The 16897-nt window shown below is 63.8% G+C and carries 17 protein-coding genes; all 17 read left to right on the top strand.

The window, feature by feature from the left end; genetic code table 11:
* Positions 1-51: 51 nt before the first annotated feature.
* The 17 genes from ahcY (at position 52) to BPRO_RS20560 (ending at position 16848) form a co-directional block, all read left to right on the top strand.
* Positions 52-1491, top strand: coding sequence for an adenosylhomocysteinase (gene ahcY, locus BPRO_RS20640; protein ID WP_011485014.1), 1440 nt, complete (start codon positions 52-54; stop codon positions 1489-1491).
* Positions 1492-1697: 206 nt separating this feature from the next.
* Positions 1698-2696, top strand: a complete 999-nt coding sequence (locus BPRO_RS20635) for a TlyA family RNA methyltransferase (protein ID WP_011485013.1) — start codon at positions 1698-1700, stop codon at positions 2694-2696.
* A 9-nt stretch (positions 2697-2705) separates the two neighbouring features.
* Positions 2706-3539 (top strand): methylenetetrahydrofolate reductase [NAD(P)H], encoded by an 834-nt coding sequence (gene metF, locus BPRO_RS20630; protein ID WP_011485012.1) that lies wholly within the window; start codon positions 2706-2708, stop codon positions 3537-3539.
* Entirely contained in the window at positions 3539-4180 is a 642-nt protein-coding gene (locus tag BPRO_RS20625; protein WP_011485011.1) for a septal ring lytic transglycosylase RlpA family protein, read from the top strand. Before metF ends, BPRO_RS20625 begins: the two co-directional genes overlap by 1 nt.
* Before the next feature lie 60 nt (positions 4181-4240).
* Positions 4241-4966: a TetR/AcrR family transcriptional regulator gene (locus tag BPRO_RS20620; RefSeq protein WP_011485010.1), complete on the top strand. Its 726-nt coding sequence runs from the start codon at positions 4241-4243 to the stop codon at positions 4964-4966.
* A gap of 85 nt (positions 4967-5051) precedes the next feature.
* On the top strand, positions 5052-6380 hold the full coding sequence (locus tag BPRO_RS20615; protein ID WP_011485009.1) for a hypothetical protein: 1329 nt from the start codon (positions 5052-5054) through the stop codon (positions 6378-6380).
* A gap of 54 nt (positions 6381-6434) precedes the next feature.
* Entirely contained in the window at positions 6435-7328 is an 894-nt protein-coding gene (locus BPRO_RS20610; protein WP_011485008.1) for a VOC family protein, read from the top strand.
* Between the two features lie 46 nt (positions 7329-7374).
* Positions 7375-9045, top strand: a complete 1671-nt coding sequence (locus tag BPRO_RS20605; RefSeq protein ID WP_011485007.1) for an AMP-binding protein — start codon at positions 7375-7377, stop codon at positions 9043-9045.
* Positions 9042-9527, top strand: coding sequence for an acyl-CoA thioesterase (locus tag BPRO_RS20600; protein ID WP_011485006.1), 486 nt, complete (start codon positions 9042-9044; stop codon positions 9525-9527). Before BPRO_RS20605 ends, BPRO_RS20600 begins: the two co-directional genes overlap by 4 nt.
* On the top strand, positions 9524-10648 hold the full coding sequence (locus tag BPRO_RS20595) for an FAD-dependent monooxygenase (protein ID WP_011485005.1): 1125 nt from the start codon (positions 9524-9526) through the stop codon (positions 10646-10648). The genes BPRO_RS20600 and BPRO_RS20595 overlap by 4 nt, the downstream gene beginning before the upstream one ends.
* A gap of 78 nt (positions 10649-10726) precedes the next feature.
* Positions 10727-11710, top strand: a complete 984-nt coding sequence (locus BPRO_RS20590) for a Bug family tripartite tricarboxylate transporter substrate binding protein (RefSeq protein WP_011485004.1) — start codon at positions 10727-10729, stop codon at positions 11708-11710.
* Positions 11711-11747: 37 nt separating this feature from the next.
* A complete protein-coding gene (locus tag BPRO_RS20585) occupies positions 11748-12137 on the top strand; it encodes a DoxX family protein (protein WP_011485003.1) in 390 nt (129 codons plus the stop codon).
* 212 nt (positions 12138-12349) lie between these two features.
* Entirely contained in the window at positions 12350-12859 is a 510-nt protein-coding gene (locus BPRO_RS20580) for an SRPBCC family protein (RefSeq protein ID WP_011485002.1), read from the top strand.
* Positions 12860-12984: 125 nt separating this feature from the next.
* The gene (locus BPRO_RS20575; protein ID WP_011485001.1) at positions 12985-13500 is read left to right on the top strand and encodes a BON domain-containing protein; all 516 of its coding nucleotides are present in this window, start codon (positions 12985-12987) and stop codon (positions 13498-13500) included.
* 267 nt (positions 13501-13767) lie between these two features.
* A complete protein-coding gene (locus BPRO_RS20570; protein ID WP_011485000.1) occupies positions 13768-14421 on the top strand; it encodes a GbsR/MarR family transcriptional regulator in 654 nt (217 codons plus the stop codon).
* 2 nt (positions 14422-14423) lie between these two features.
* Complete coding sequence (locus BPRO_RS20565; protein WP_011484999.1) at positions 14424-15824, top strand: cytochrome ubiquinol oxidase subunit I; 1401 nt, start codon at positions 14424-14426, stop codon at positions 15822-15824.
* Positions 15817-16848 (top strand): cytochrome d ubiquinol oxidase subunit II, encoded by a 1032-nt coding sequence (locus BPRO_RS20560; protein ID WP_011484998.1) that lies wholly within the window; start codon positions 15817-15819, stop codon positions 16846-16848. The genes BPRO_RS20565 and BPRO_RS20560 overlap by 8 nt, the downstream gene beginning before the upstream one ends.
* The last annotated feature ends 49 nt before the right edge of the window (positions 16849-16897 follow it).

Raw genomic sequence — 16897 nt, 5'->3', positions numbered from 1 at the left:
CCCATGCCCGTGGCGATTTTGCCCAGTTGACGTTTGAATTTGGAGAACCGTATGAGCGCTGTCCTGAAACCCGTATCTGCCGCCGCCGACCACATCATTGCCGACCTGTCGCTCGCCGACTGGGGCCGCAAGGAACTGAACATTGCCCAGACCGAGATGCCCGGCCTGATGGCCATTCGCGAAGAATTCGCCAAGGCACAGCCCCTGAAGGGCGCGCGCATCACCGGCTCACTGCACATGACCATCCAGACCGGCGTGCTGATCGAGACGCTGCAGGCGCTGGGCGCCGACGTGCGCTGGGCTTCGTGCAACATTTTCTCGACGCAGGACCATGCCGCCGCCGCGATTGCCGCCAAGGGCACGCCGGTGTTTGCCATCAAGGGCGAGACCCTGGCCGACTACTGGGACTACACCCACAGGATCTTCGAATTCAGCGGTGCCAAGGGCACGCCTGAAGAAGGCCCGAACATGATCCTGGACGACGGCGGCGATGCCACGCTGCTGATGCACCTGGGCACCAAGGCCGAAAAAGACGCCAGCCTGATCTCCAAGCCGACCAGCGAAGAAGAAATCTGCCTGTTCAACTCGATCAAGGCCAAACTGGCGCAAGATCCGACCTGGTACAGCCGCCGCCTGAAGAACATCATCGGCGTGACCGAAGAAACCACCACCGGCGTGCTGCGCCTCAATGAAATGTCGGCCAAGGGCACGCTGGCCCTGCGCGCCATCAACGTCAACGACTCGGTCACCAAGTCCAAGTTCGACAACCTCTACGGTTGCCGCGAGTCGCTGGTCGACGCCATCAAGCGCGCCACCGACGTGATGGTGGCCGGCAAGGTGGCTTGCGTGGCCGGTTACGGCGACGTGGGCAAGGGCTCGGCCCAGGCCCTGCGTGCCCTGAGCGCCCAGGTGTGGGTGACCGAGATCGATCCGATCAACGCCCTGCAGGCCGCGATGGAAGGCTACAAGGTCGTGACCATGGAATACGCCGCCGACAAGGCCGACATCTTTGTGTCCGCCACCGGCAACAAGAACGTCATCACCTACGAGCACATGGCGAAGATGAAAGATCAGGCCATCGTCTGCAACATCGGCCATTTCGACAATGAAATCGACGTCGCCTCGCTGGAAAAATGCACCTGGGAAGAGATCAAGCCGCAAGTCGATCACGTGATCTTCCCCGATGGCAAACGCATCATCCTGCTGGCCAAGGGCCGCCTGGTGAACCTGGGCTGCGGCACCGGCCACCCCAGCTTCGTGATGTCGTCCAGCTTTGCCAACCAGACCATTGCGCAGATCGAGTTGTTCACCAAGCAGGCCGACTACGAAGTGGGCAAGGTCTATGTGCTGCCCAAGCACCTCGATGAAAAGGTCGCGCGTTTGCACCTCAAGAAGGTCGGCGCGATGCTGACCGAGTTGAGCGACGAGCAGGCGGCTTATATCGGTGTGTCGAAGGCAGGCCCGTACAAGGCCAACACCTACCGCTATTGATCAAGCGGCGGGTATTCCTCCCTCTCCCCCTGGGAGAGGGCAGGGGTGAGGGCTGGCGGCGTCAGTTGTCAAGCGAGCTTTTTTAAGGCCGCTGGCCTTCACCCCAACCCTCTCCCAAAGGGAGAGGGGGCAAGACAGGCCCCTCTGGGCAAGACAAAGCCTCCGTCTGAATGCCTTCAGGCGAGAGGCTCACTCCATGGAGCTACATGCGCGCTGACTTATTCCTCGTCGAACATGGCTTTGCCACCACCCGCTCCCAGGCCCAGCGCCTGATTGCCTCGGGTGTGCAGTGGCGCGCCGAAGAAGACGGTGCGTGGAAAAAGGTTGCCAAAAACGGCGATGAAGTGCCGGACGGCGCCGAGCTGCAGGTGCTCGACAACACCGAGGCCAAATACATCTCGCGCGGTGGCCTGAAGCTTGAAGGGGCGCTGAAAAGCACGGGTGTCGATGTCACCGGCCTGCGCTGCCTGGACATCGGCCAGTCGACCGGCGGCTTTACCGACTGCCTGCTGCAGCACGGTGCGGCGCAGGTGGTGGGCGTGGACGTGGGCCATGGCCAGCTGCACGCCAGCATGCGTGCTGACCCGCGGGTTGTCTGCATCGAAGGCGTCAATGCGCGGTCCATGACGGCTATGGACCTGATCGCTGGTCCTGCCCATGAAGCGGGGGCTGATGAGGGCGGATTTGATGATGATGAAGCCGGGCTGGAGGCCGAGACCCCCCTTGATGCGGACTTTGACTTCCTGACCGGTGACCTGTCCTTCATTTCGCTCACGCTGGTGCTGCCCGCCGTGGTGCGCCTGCTCAAGCCCGGCGGCGATGTGCTGATGCTGGTCAAGCCGCAGTTCGAGCTGCAGCCGGGCCAGATAGGCAAGGGCGGCATTGTGCGCGAAGCGGCGCTGTTTGAGTTTGTGGAAAAGCGCCTGCGCGATGCCTGTATTGCGCTGGGGCTGGACGTCAAGGCCTGGCTGGCTTCGCCGATTGACGGCGGTGACGGCAACCGCGAGTTTTTCATCTATGCGGTCAAAGGCCACGACAACGCCGGCGAGAGCCAGCCGCTGCCCGCTGCCCCGCAACGCAAGGCGCCCAAGCGCCTTCCCCGCGCTGCCTCGCGCGAACCGCATGAAGACCCGGAAGCCGCGCATGCGGGCCAGCCGGGACCGGCGCGCGGCAAGCGGCGCGACAAGAAAACCGACAACGATTGAGATCTTGCGATGAACCTTCCCATCAGTTTTGAATTCTTTCCTCCCAAGACGCCTGAGGGCGCAGACAAGCTGCGCGTGACCCGCCAGGCCCTGTACGCGCACAAGCCGGAGTTTTGCTCCGTGACCTTTGGCGCGGGTGGCTCCACGCAAGAAGGCACCTTTGGCACCGTCAAGGAAATCCTGGACGAAGGCGTGATCGCGGCCTGTCATTTCTCGTGCATTGGCGCGACCAAGATCACGGTGCGCCAGCAGCTGGCGACCCTGCAGGCCATGGGCGTGAAGTACCTGGTCGCCCTGCGCGGTGATCTGCCCAGCGGCTATGGCATTGGCGGTGAGTTTCATTACGCCAGCGACCTGGTGGCTTTCATCCGTGAAGAAACCGGAGACGCTTTTCACATTGAAGTGGCGGCGTATCCTGAAGTTCACCCGCAGGCCAAGTCGGCCGATGCCGACCTGCAGGCTTTTGCCACCAAGGTCAGGGCCGGCGCCAATTCGTCCATCACCCAGTACTTTTTCAACGCGGACGCCTACTTTCGGTTTGTGGACGATGTGCGCAAACTTGGCCTGGATGTGCCGGTGGTGCCCGGCATCATGCCCATTACCAGCTCCACGCAGCTCATGCGCTTTTCCGATGCCTGCGGCGCGGAAATCCCCCGCTGGATCCGCCTGCGGCTGCAGGGCTTCGGCGACGACACGGCGTCCATCAAGAGCTTTGGCCTCGACGTGGTCACCGAGCTGTGCGACCAGCTCTGCACGGCTGGCGTGCCCGGCATTCATTTTTATACGATGAACCAGGCCGCTGCGACGACGGAGATTCTTCGGCGTTTGCAGTACAGGGCCTGATGGCATGCAACACTGCACCAGGTAAGCCTGTGCACCAGGGCGCTGTCAGGGTCTGGATTGTTGCAAGCCTGCTGGCCGTGCTGGCGGGCTGTGCGACAGCCCCGCCGGTGCAGCCGCCGTCCGGCTTTCCACCCGGCCCGGCCACCAAGCCTGCGGTCACTGCTCCGACGGCACCGGCAGATCCGATGGGGGGTCCCGCGCCGGCCAACCCGTCCGTGGCGGCCGAGCCGGAGTTGCTGGCCGGCGAGGTACCCCGCGAACTCGAGCGCGGCCAGGCATCGTGGTACGGGCCCCGCTTTCATGGCCGGCGCACGGCCAGCGGTGAACGCTACGACATGCATGCGCTGACGGCAGCCCACAAGACCCTGCCCTTCGGCACGCTGGTGCGCGTGCGCAGCCTCGTGACGGGACGCGAGGTCGAGGTGCGCATCAACGACCGCGGCCCCTTCGGCGCGGGCCGGGTCATCGATGTGAGCCGCGCCGCGGCCGAGGCCCTGGGCATGATGGGACTGGGCGTGAAAGACGTGCTGCTGCTGGTGCCGGAGTCCACGCCGGTAGTCGAGGCGCCCGTGCCACCGGTGGCCAAAAAACGCCGTGCGCGCAAGGTGCACCAGGGCCGCTCAGGGGGCAACGCCCTGTAGCGGGCTTTTGGGCTCTTGGCCGCCTCTTTCGGCGGCGCGCGAGTGCGCTACATTTTGAACATGACGAGCAAAGCAAAAGAAGCCAGGCCCCGGCCCACGCGCAACGACGCGCAGCGCCAGTCCATCCTGGACGCGGCGTCCCTGCTGTTTATCGAAAAAGGTTTCGGCGGGACCAACATCAATGACATCGCGGACGCGGTCGGTGTGAGCCGAACGGCGCTTTATTACTACTTCCCCAGCAAGGAGTCGATGCTGGAGGCGCTGACCGAAGAAGTTACCGAAAAAGCCAGCCTGCTCGCCGCCAGTGTTTCGGAGCGCGATCTCCTGCCACCGCGGGATGCGCTGCGGCAGCTGATCCTGCAGCATGCGGGCCTCATCCTTTCGCATCCGCTGCAGTTCCGGGTGGTGGAGCGCAGCGAGAGCAACCTGCCCGAGCCGCACCGGTCGGCGGCCGAGGCGGCCCGCCGCGCGGTGCTGGACCACTTTGTGCGCGTGATACAGCGCGGGATCGACGAAGGCCAGTTTCGCGACACCAACGCCCATATCGCCGCGTTTTCGATCATCGGCATGTGCAACTGGTGCGCCTGGTGGTTCGACGCCAAGGGCAATGTGCCGGCCAGCGGCGTGGCCGAGTCCATCGCCGACTTCAGCCTGCGCGCGCTGTTGCCTGACCACGCGCAACGCGCACGTGCGGGGTCGGCGGAAGAGGCGGTCAGCCAGATGCGGGACGCGCTGACCGCTTTCGACAACCACCTGAAAAAGAAGCCGTCCCGGCATTCGGGTTAACACTAACGTCAAATAATTGACACTTCTGTCGAATCTACCTATCATTGATCCAAATCAATGACGGGGCCGCGCTGCGGCTTGACAGATGACAGCAACCGATCCAGGCAAAACCGCGAGCACCGCGTCACAGCCCGCCTCACAGGCGACCGCGGGATTTCTGAATACCGACTGGAACCCGCGCGATGTGCCGCAAGGCACGCGCACCACCAATGTGGTGTTGCGTACCGCCGATGGCGCCGCCACGAGCGGCTCGCTGTACCAGCCCGCCACCCCGGCGGACACCGTGGTGTGCGTCATGCACCCGCGGGAATTCATGGCCTGCCATTACCTGATCCCGGACATCGTCGGGGCGGGTTATGCCGCCTGGTCGCAGGCGCCGCGCTCGGTCGGCAACGACTTGCGGCTCGAACATGAATTCGCGCTGCACGACGTGGCCACCGGCCTGGCTTATCTCCGGTCGCGCGGTTTCAGGCGCATCGTGCTGCTGGGCAACTCAGGCGGCGCCGGCCTGTATGCCTTCTATGCGCAGCAGGCCGCACTGCCGGGTCAGGTGCGCATTGCCAAAACACCCGGCGGCAAGCCCACCCAGCTGGCAGAGCTGGACATGCCCGTGCCCGATGGCATGGTGTTCATCGGCCCGCACGCGGGGCAGGGCGCGCTGCTGATGAACTGCATCGACCCTTCGGTGGCCGACGAAAATGATGCGCTGTCGGTTGACGCCTCGCTCGACCCGCTCAACCCGGCGAACGGTTATGCCGGCCCGAAAGCCACGCGCTATGCGCCGGAGTTTGTGGCGCGCTACCGGGCAGCCCAGCGTGACCGCGTCGCCCGCCTGGACGCGACGGCCCGCGCACTGATCGAGCGACGCCTGGCCGCGCGCCGGCGCGTCAAGGCCGCGGTTGACGCCGCGGGCAAGGCCGCGGTTGACGGCGCGAGCATGGGCGCCAGCGACGAAGACCGGCGGCTGGCAGGCCACACGCCCATCATCAACGTCTGGCGCACCGATGGCGATTTGCGCTGCCTTGATTTGTCGCTGGACCCGTCGGACCGCAAGTTTGGATCGTTGTGGGGCGCCGAGCCCTTTGCCTCCAACTATGGCGCGGTCGGCTTTGCACGGCAGTGCACGCCGGAGAGCTGGCTTTCCACCTGGTCGGGCATCTCGTCCAACGCCACGCTGGCCAAGACCGCCGCGGCCATCACACAGTCGGTGCTGGTGGTCGAGTACACCGGCGATCAGGCCTGCTTTCCGGGCGACGTGCGTCAGATTTTCGAATCGCTCGCGAGCGCCGACAAGCGCCACCTGCGCGTGCGCGGCGACCACCACGGCCGTGCGCTGTCGCCCGGTGAAGAGCCCGGGCGGCTGGAGGCCGGCCGGCTGCTCGGCGCCTGGCTCCAGGAACGCTTCCCGCAGTGATGGCCCCGCGCCTTTTCGCACAACCTTTTTCACCCTCACGACAGAAAGACCACCATGTCAGCCCGTGACCTGCTTCCCCAACCCGCATTGCGCGGCGTTGACCACACCGCCCGGCCCACCTGGAAGCTGCGCGAAACCATCGAGTTTTACCGCGACAAGCTGGGGCTGCCCCTGGTGCATGTCATCTCGGCTCGCGGCTGGGGCCCGGCTACGCACCCGGACTTTCTGCATTTTTTCTTCGACAGCGGGAACGGCAGCACGATTGCCTTCTTCTATTACCTGGGCTCCGACCAGCCGGCCACGATGGAAGACCGGGCATCGAAGCCGCCACTGCCCGACGACCACGTGTTCGACGCAACCCACACCGCATGGATCGTCGAGAGCGCCGAAGAACTCCAGGCCTGGAAACAGCGCCTGGAGGCCCAGGGGCTGAACGTCTCGGTGGAAACCGCCCATGAAGTCATCGAGTCCATCTATGTGCGCGACCCCAACGGCTACTTTGTCGAGTTCACGCGCAAGCTGCGCCCGCTGGACCGGCTTGATGCCGACGACGGCGCGCTGACCCTGCAGGCCGCGCTGGAGGCTGAAGACGCCGCAGTGCGGCGCGGCAGCCATCTGGCCCGTATTGACGACATCTGGTCCGCCAAGGCCAGACTGCTGGATGAACGCGGCGGCGCTGGCGACCGCGTGGGCTCGGCCGTGGCCATTTACGTGCCCCGGCTCGCGGAGTTCTCGGCATTGGTCCACGACGCCGCGGCGCGGCCCGAATGCCGCGTGACGGCGGTCGGTGACTACGACCTGATCGAGGCCGGGCAAGCGATGGAATTTCGCCGCAAGGCGCTGGGGCTCAAACCCGCCGTCTGGTACGGGCTGTTCACCGGCGGGGTTCGCGGGCACATTGAAGTGTTTGAGCGGGACCGTGTGGTCATTGCACCGGCCCGGCCCTGAGCACACGCTGAAACCCAAGAGAACCAAAGAGACCCCGGAGACAAGCATGCGAGACATTCAAAGCCCCATCGAGGGCGTGACCTACCCGTCCGACCAACGCGCCGCCGCCTCGCTGGCGAATGGTTCCTGGGTGGCCTCCACCGTGGGCGACTGCCTGCGCGCCACGGCGGCGCGCTACCCCGACAGGCAGGCCTTTATCAGCGATGAGCGAAGCCTGACTTTTCGCGAACTGGACGAGACAACGGATCGCCTGGCCGCTGCGCTGCTGGCCATGGGGCTGGCGACGGGCGACCGCGCCATCTTCCAGCTCGGCACGACGGTGGATACCGCCATCGTGCTGCTGGCCTGCTACAAGGCCGGCATCGTGCCGGTTTGCTCGCTGCCGCAGCACCGCGAGGTTGAAATCGGCCAGCTCGCCGCCCAGTCGGGCGCCCGCGGCTATTTTGTGCAGACCGATTTCGGCAGTTTCGACCTGGTCGGTTTAGCCCGGACCATGGCGGCCCGGCACCCGTCACTGGAACATCTGGTCGTGGTGCGCGGCGCGGTCGCCGGCCTGCCCGGCATCGACGCATTGATCGCCGACATGCCCCTTGAGCAGGCGCGGCAGCAGTTGGGCCATATTGCGCTCGGCATGGAAGACGTGCTGAGCTTCCAGCTTTCCGGCGGCACCACCGGTGTGCCCAAAATCATTCCGCGCTTCCATGCCGAATACCTGGGGCATTCCGCCGCATGGATGCGGCGCTACCGCATCGACGCCGGCAGCCGCGTGATCTGGTCCCTGCCGCTGCTGCACAACGCCGGCCAGCTGTACACACTGATGCCCGCGGCCCTGATGGGCGTGACCGTGGTGCTGATGCCCAGGGTGGATATTGCCCGCATGCTGGCGCTGATTGAAGAACACCGCATCACGCATGCCTTGTCGATCGGCCCGATCGCGCCGCAGCTGCTGGCGTATACCGACATCGCCAGGCACGACCTGTCGTCGCTGCAGCTCTTTGCCACCATGAGCCGCGCCGACAAGCTGGAAAAGCACATTGGCGTGCCTTGCTCCAACCTGTACGGCATCACCGAAGGGCTGCTGCTCGGCTCGCCCGCCGATGCGCCGGCCTTTGCGCGGCACCACACGCAAGGCACTTCGGGTTGCGCGCACGACGAGATCCGCCTGCTGGTGCCCGAAACCGAAGAACCGAGTCCGCCCGGGGAGATGGGCGAGATGTGCTTTCGCGGCCCGTCCAGCCTGACCGGCTTCTTCGGCAATCCCGAGGCGAACGCCAAAGCCTTCACCTCCGACGGCTTCTACCGCACCGGCGACATGATGACCGCGCACGTCGTCGACGGCGTCACCTGCTATGCCTTTGAAGGCCGGCTGCGCGACAACGTCAACCGCGGCGGCGAAAAAATCGGCTGCGAAGAGGTCGAAGGCTTCGTCAGCCAGCACCCGGCCGTGGCCGACGCCAAGCTGGTTGCCATGCCCGACCCGTTCTACGGCGAGAAGGCCTGCGTCTTCATTGTTCCGCGCCCCGGCATGGTTGCACCCGACGTGAAGGCGCTCGGCGCCTTCCTCGTCGGCCTGGGCCTGGCCAAATACAAGTGCCCGGAACGGGTCGAGATCGTTGACAGCTACCCGCTGACGCGCGTGGGCAAGATCGACAAGCCCGCATTGAAGCAGCGCATCGCCGACCAGCTGGCCGCCGAGGCGGCAGGGAGCCCGTCATGATCGCCACCGAGCAGGTGCTGGGCGAGCGGCCGCTGGTGATTCGCCGCCGCGTCAAGTGGGGCGATTGCGACCCGGCGGGCGTGGTCTACACGCCGATGTTTTCCGAATACGTGATCTCGGCGGCCGAGCTCTTCTATGGCTCGCTGTTCCACACAACGCCGCAGCGCGCCAAACACGAGCAGGGTTTTGGCACGCCCAGCCGCGCGCTGGCGTTTGACTTCAGGCGTTCATTGCGGCCCGATGACGAGTTCGACATGACGGTCACCGTGGCCGGCATCCAAAGCCGCACCTATGTGCTGGACGTGACCGGCCGCACGCTGGAAGGTGAGGTGATTTTTGTCGCCACGCTGACGCCGGTGTGCGTGGCGCGCGACGAGCGCCGTTCGATAGAGATCCCGCCGGCGTTCCGCGCTGCACTGGAGCGCTACCAGGCAGCCTGCGCCGCAGCGCCTTCCATCACGCCAGAGAGGAGCACACCATGAAGATCGCCGTCATCGGCGCCGGGCCGGCCGGGCTGTATTTCTCGCTGCTCACCAAAAAACACAACCCGGCGCATGAGATCAATGTGTATGAGCAAAACCCCGAAGGCGCCACCTACGGCTGGGGCGTGGTGTTTTCCGACGTGGGCCTGGCCTTCCTGAAGGAGGCCGACGCGGAATTCTTTGCCGAATTCACGGCCCACCATGAAAAGTGCGACTACATGGAGGTGGTGCACCGCGGATGTCATGTGCAGATCCACGGCAATCACTTTTCACGCACCGCTCGCATCGACATGCTGCAGACGCTGCAGCGGGCCTGCGAGCGCGTGGGTGTGCGCATTCACTATGGGCAGCGCATCGGCGACGTGTCTGCGCTCGCGGCGGAAGTGGATTTGCTGATTGCTGCTGACGGCGGCAACAGCGCGGTGCGCACACAGTTTGCCGGGCACTTCCGTCCCACGTTTGAAAAACGCCGCAACAAGTTTGCCTGGTACGGCACGCGCCAGCGCTTTCATCCGGTGTCGCTGATCTTCAAAGAGACCACGCACGGCGTTTTCATTGCCCACAGTTACCAGTACAGCGCCGAGCTGAGCACCTTCCTCGTCGAGGTTGACCCCGACACCTGGAAGCGCGCCGGGCTGGACGCGGCCAGCGAAGACGAGAGCCGCCGTTACTGCACGCAGGTGTTTGGCGCCGAGCTGGGCGCCAACGTGCTGCTGACCAACCGCTCGCTCTGGTTTGAAGCCAACATCGTCAAGAACGAGCAGTGGACCCATCGCAACATCGTGCTGCTGGGCGATGCCTTGCGCACGGTTCATTTCTCGCTTGGTTCCGGCACACGCATGGCCATGCAGGACGCAATTGCGCTGCACAAGGGCCTGGCTGCGCACCCGGACGACCTGGCACTGGCCTTTGCCGCGTTCGAGGCCACGCGGCGGCCGGCGTCATCGAGCTTCCAGAACGCCGCGGCCAAAAGCCTGGACTGGTATGAAAACGTGGCCGGCAAGCTGCATCTGGACCCGGTCAGTTTTGCCTACGACTACATGCGGCGCACCGGCCAGGTGAGCCACGACGACCTGAAGCAGCGCGACCCGCACTTCACCGCGGCCTTTGAAGCCCTTTGAAATCATTTGAAGTCATTTGAAGTTCATTTCCCCGCCACCCGATCACGCCCCCACCACGAGACCCACGGAGACAACACCATGAAATTTCTGCAGATCAAAACATTGACAGGCGCGGCCGCCGTGCTGCTGGCTTGCGCCATGCTCCCGGCGGCGGCACAGACCTTTCCGGTCAAGCCGGTACGCGCCGTACTGCCGTATTCCGCCGGCAGCGGCCCGGACTCGGTGATGCGCAGCGTCGGCGAAAAGCTCACGCGCGACTGGGGCCAGCAACTGCTCGTCGACAACAAGCCCGGCGCCAACGGCTGGCTGGCGATCGGCGAAACCAAGCGTGCGCAGCCGGACGGTTACACGTTGATGACCGTGGATTCCACGCACATGACGCTGCAGCCGCACCTCTACAAGCAACTGCCGTTTGACCCGGCCAAGGATTTTGAACCGGTGGCGCCGCTGTACAGGACAAACTTCTTCATCGTCGTCGGCGCCAACGCTCCGTGGAAAAACGTGACGGAACTGATCGCCGCAGCGAAAGCCAAAGACGGGCACCTGACCTACGGAAGCTGGGGCATAGGCAGCGTGGCCCATGTCGGCACCGCCATGTTTGAGCATTCCACCGGCGCGAAGATGACGCACGTGCCCTTCAAGGAGCTCCCCCAGCTTTACACCGCCGTGGCAACCGGCGAGGTGGACTGGGCTTTTGGTACCGCTGCGACCGTTGGCCCTCTGTACAAGGCAAAGAAGGTCAGGCTGCTGGCTTATGCGGGGCACAACCGCATGGCAGGTTATACCGATGTGCCGACGGTGGCTGAATCCGGTGGCCCGGCCGGTTTCGAGCTGCCGACCTGGGTGGCGATGTATGCCCCGAAAGGAACGCCCAAGCCGGTGGTTGACCGGATCCAGTCCGGGGTGGCCAAGGCGCTGGCGGATGCCGACATCAAGGACAGGCTGGCGAATTTCGGTTTTGAGCCCTGGATTGCGCCACCTTCGGATGTGACGAAGGCCGCTGAAGCCGACAAGCTCCGCTTCGCTGAAATCGTCAAGCGCTCCAGAATTGCCCTCGACTGAGCCCGGGCCAGGTCCTTCCTTTCATCCGGAGACAAAAATGACCATTCAAAATCGCAACATATTGTTTGCAGCGCGCGCATTGATGGCCCTCATCTTCCTGGTGGCCGGCATGAGAAAGTTGCTGGCGTGGGGAGCCACCGTGGGCTACTTCAACAAGCTCGGCATTCCGCTGCCTGAAATTGCACTGGCATTGACGGTAGCGCTAGAGATCGGTGGCGGTATCGCGCTTGTGCTGGGCTGGAGGCTGCGGCTTGCAGCTGGCGTCATGGGCGCCTTCACCCTGGCGTCGGCATTGATCGCGCACGCCTTTTGGGCCGCTGAACCGCCGCAGTTCAACGCGCAGCTTTTGAGCTTCCTCAAGAACACCGCGATGGCGGGCGGCTTTCTGTTGCTGGCGTATGTCGCAGGACATCAAAAAGAAACCTGACTTGTGAAAGGTGTTCGGGGCTGGTTCGGGCTGGCCTTGTGCGGTGGGTGTCCCGGGCAGAAAATACAAATTGTTATTGTTGATTGAACTCCTGAGTGTCGAGAAAGCCGTGTCTGCTTCGTCGTACAGGTAGGCGGCCTGCAAAGGGCCTGCAAAAGTATTGCCGGCCGTGTTTGGCCGTGGTAAATACCAACCAGCCCCAGGAGAATCGCATGACCACCACTTCACACCGCACCGCCACAACTTCCGACCGCGAGCTTGTACTGACCCGCCATATCGAGGCTCCGCGTGAAAAGCTCTTCAAGGCCTGGACCACGCCCGAACTCCTGACGCAATGGTTTGCGCCCAAACCCTGGAGCACGCCGCGCGCAGAGCTCGACGTGCGACCCGGCGGCGCCAACTTTGTTGTCATGCGCGGCCCCGATGGCACGGACTTTCCCAATCGCGGCGTCTACCTTGAGGTGGTCCCCAACGAGCGGCTGGTTTTCACCGATGCCTACACCGAGGCATGGAAGCCGTCTGAAAAGCCGTTCATGACGGTGGTGCTGACCTTTGAAGAGGAAGCCGGTCCCAACGGTCCTGGGACCCGATACACCGCCCGGGTCATGCACTGGACCGTCGCCGACCGCGAGGCGCACGAGAAAATGGGTTTCCACGAAGGCTGGGGCCAATGCACGGACCAGCTGGCTGAATTGGTCGGTGCGCCCAAGCCCACGGCCTGAGCATTCCCGCGCGCGGGGCGCCGGCGTTCGTGCGGCTGCGACCGGCATCTGCAGGATTTTGTCGCCGCCCGATTTCATCTGACAATAAACACGGGTGGCTGCGTCGCCGGCCCATGGAGATCAGGATGAGGCTGAAGTTCAGGCTGAGCAACTGGCTGGTCATGGGCGGGTTGGTATTGTTAATGCCCGCCGTCGCGCAAGACCGGCAAAACTACTTTGATGACCCTTTCCTGCGGGTGAGCTCAGCCATGGCGGCTTGCCCCGTGCCTGAAGGGCCGTCCTTCACACAAGAGCAGGTACGCGCAGAGGCGCACGTGCGCGCCCAGCATGGCGGCAGCTGTTTTCGATCCGGGCGGTGCCGTTTGCCCAACTCCTATCTTTACGACAAGGAGATCATTCCCAGGGTGGCGATCTATCTCCAGCAGGATGGCCGTTTTGGCGACACCAGCGTCTGGGTGCTGGGTGAACGGCGGCTGGTGACATTGATGGGATGCGTGCAGTCGCAAGAGCAGGCCCTGGCGATGGAGCGTGCCGTGATGCTGGTGGACGATGTCATGGGCGTGGTCAACCACTTGATGGTCGGCACCACCGGCACACCGAAGTACAGCACGGTGCCGGCGGGCGCAGCTGCGGCCCATTAGCCGCTGTAAGAGGCAAAGAAAGTCAGGCTGCTGCCCTGTGTTGGGCCCGGGCGCATGACTGGTAATACCGATGTGGTGACAGTTGGGCAGAGTAGGGGGCATCGGCCCACGGCACATCCCCTGTCTTGATTGGTGGCAAATGACGTCAGCGCCGTAGCTGGCAGAGCCTCCGATGAACAATAAATTGGGCCATAAGACGCTCCAGAGCAAAAAAATCCCGGGCTTACTATAATTTCAGTAATTCCTGAAAATTCAATAAGTCCACGCATGAATCTAGCCCCCCTGACCCAGCGTTTTGTCCTGCATTTCGGTGAAATGGGCAGCCGCTGGGGCATCAACCGCACCGTGGGGCAGATTTATGCGCTCCTTTACGTGTCGCCCCGCGCCCTGAATGCCGATGAAATTGGCGAGGCGCTGGCGTTTTCGCGCTCCAACGTGAGCATGGGGCTGAAGGAGCTGCAGTCGTGGAACCTGGTGCGGCTGCAGCACTTGCCCAATGACAGGCGCGAATATTTCAGCGCGCCGGATGATGTCTGGGCGATTTTCCGTACCCTGGCCGAGGAGCGGCGCAAGCGTGAGATTGACCCGACGCTGTCGATGCTGCGCGATGCGCTGATGGAGCAGCCGGCGAACCAGGACGACATCCACGCCCAGGCGCGCATGAAGCAGATGCACGACCTGATCGAGCTGATGACGGGCTGGCTGGCCGACGTGCAGAAGATGGACTCGGCCACGCTGATGAGCCTGATGAAGATGGGCGCCAAGGTGCAGAAGCTGCTGCAGATGAAAGACAAGGTGACCAGCACCGTCAAGGCCGGTTTGACAGGCCGGGCGGCATCAAGCACAGTGGCGGCGAAGTCTGACGGCCCGCCAGGGCCCGCAGCGCCGCCTGCCAACCTTGCCGATAAAAACAGGAGTTGACAATGGAAGGACTTGACGCATTTCTTTTGGCCCGGATCCAGTTTGCAGCCAACATCACCTTCCATATCCTGTTCCCTACCATCAGCATTTCGCTGGGCTGGGTGCTGCTGTACTTCAAGCTGCGCTTCGTCAGGACGCAGGACCAGTACTGGATGGATGCCTACCAGTTCTGGGTGAAGATTTTTGCGCTGACGTTTGCGCTGGGCGTGGTGAGCGGCATCACCATGAGCTTCCAGTTCGGCACCAACTGGCCCGGCTACATGCAAAAGGTCGGCAACATCGCCGGGCCGTTGCTGGCCTACGAGGTGCTCACGGCGTTCTTCCTCGAGGCCACGATGCTGGGGGTGATGCTGTTTGCGCGTGAGCGCGTCAGCGAAACCATGCACACCATCGCCACGCTGCTGGTGGCCGGCGGCACCACGCTGTCGGCGTTCTGGATCCTGGCGCTCAATTCGTGGATGCAGACACCGGCCGGTTTTGAAATGATCAACGGGCAGGCGCATGTGACGAGCTGGCTGCAGGTGATCTTCAACCCGTCGTTTCCGTACCGCCTCACGCACATGCTGCTGGCCTCGGGCCTCACTGTGTCGTTTCTGGTGGCGGGTATTTCTGCCTACCGCTGGCTGCGCAACGAGCGCGGCGCCGAGGTCATGGCCAGCCTGAAGACCGGCGTGTACCTCGCCGCCATCCTGATTCCGCTGCAGATTGTGGCGGGTGACTTTCACGGCCTGAACACACTGGAATACCAGCCCGCCAAACTCGCCGCGATGGAAGGCATCTGGAAGACGGAGCGGGGCGTGGCTGCGGTGCTGTTTGCGCTGCCTGATGCCGAGGCACGGGAAAACCGTTATGAAATTGCCATTCCGAAGTTGGCCTCGCTGTACCTGACCCATTCGCTGGACGGCGAAGTCAAGGGGCTCGACCAGTTCGAGGGCAAGCATCCGCCGGTGGCGCCGGTGTTCTGGGCCTTTCGCATCATGGTGGGTGTGGGCATGCTGATGCTGGCCGTGAGCTGGGCGACTGTGTACCAGCTGGCACCGTGGAAGAAAGACCCGGCACGCACCCTGACCCCATGGCACGCACGGGTGCTGGTGGCCATGACCTTTGCCGGCTGGGTAGCACTGGTGGCCGGCTGGTATGTCACCGAGATTGGCCGCCAGCCCTGGCTGGTCACGGGCGTGCTGACCGCGGCTGATGCCGCATCCAAAGTGCCGGCGCCACGGATTGCCTTCACCCTGTCGCTTTACCTCGCACTTTATGCCGCGCTGATCGCGGCCTATATCTCGGTGGTGTTTTACCTGGCGCGCCACAAGACCCATGCCGACCGGCCGTCTGGCGCCGGCATGGAAGACACCCTCAATCCCGTGAGCTACCCGAAAAAGGAAGGAGCCGCCAATGCTTGATCTTGCCCCTGATCTGACGCAGGCCGCAGGCTGGATGCCGATTGTTTTCCTGGTGGTGATGGGCCTGGCCATGCTGGCCTATGTGGTGCTGGACGGCTATGACCTGGGTGTGGGAATGCTGATGCACCGCGCCAGCGACGACGACAAGGACACCATGATCGCCAGCATTGGCCCCTTCTGGGATGCCAATGAAACCTGGCTGGTGCTGGGCGTGGGCATTTTGCTCACGGTGTTTCCGCTGGCGCACGGCGTGATTCTGGGCGCCTTGTATCTGCCGGTGGCGATGATGCTGATCGGGCTGACGCTGCGGGGCGTGGCCTTCGACTTTCGCGTGAAGGCGCACGCGTCCCACAAGCCGCTGTGGAACCGCATGTTTTACAGCGGCTCGCTGCTGGCCAGCTGGTCGCAGGGCTACATGCTGGGCGCGCTGATCACCGGCTTTGCCTCCACGGCCTGGGCCGTCGCCTTCAGTGCCGTGATCGGGCTGGCGCTGGTGGCGGCCTATTGCCTGATGGGCGCGGGCTGGCTCATCATCAAGTCAGAGGGGGAGCTTCAGCTGCAGGCCGTGCGCTGGGCGCGCCGCAGCCTGCTGTTCACCGTGGCCGGCATTGCCGCGATTTCGATTGCGACGCCGCTGGTCAGCCCGAGTATTTTTTCCAAGTGGTTTTCCTTTCCGAACATTGTGCTGCTGTTGCCTATTCCTGCGGCAACCGCCGTGCTGTTTGCGGTGATCTATCGCAGCCTGCAGCGCCTGCCGGTGCGGCTGGCACAGGGCAATGAATATGGCGCCTGGGTGCCTTTTGGCGCGACGGTGGGCGTGTTCCTGCTGGCGTTTTACGGGCTGGCCTACAGCCTGTTTCCGTGGCTGGTGATTGACAGCATGACGATCTGGCAGGCAGCCTCGGCGCCAGAGGCCATGGGCGTGATCCTGGCCGGCGCCGCCGTGGTGCTGCCGTTGATCATCGGCTACACGGTGTTTGCCTACCGCGTGTTCTGGGGCAAGAGCACCGCGCTGAAATATTGAGCTGCAGGGCCCCGTCCGGCAGTAGCATCTATCCTGGCCCCCGGTGGGG

Origin of the sequence: Polaromonas sp. JS666 (genome assembly GCF_000013865.1) — a bacterium.
Taxonomy (GTDB): domain Bacteria; phylum Pseudomonadota; class Gammaproteobacteria; order Burkholderiales; family Burkholderiaceae_C; genus Polaromonas.
Note: the sequence above shows the minus strand (reverse complement) of the source record. Positions and strands in the feature narration are given on the sequence as shown.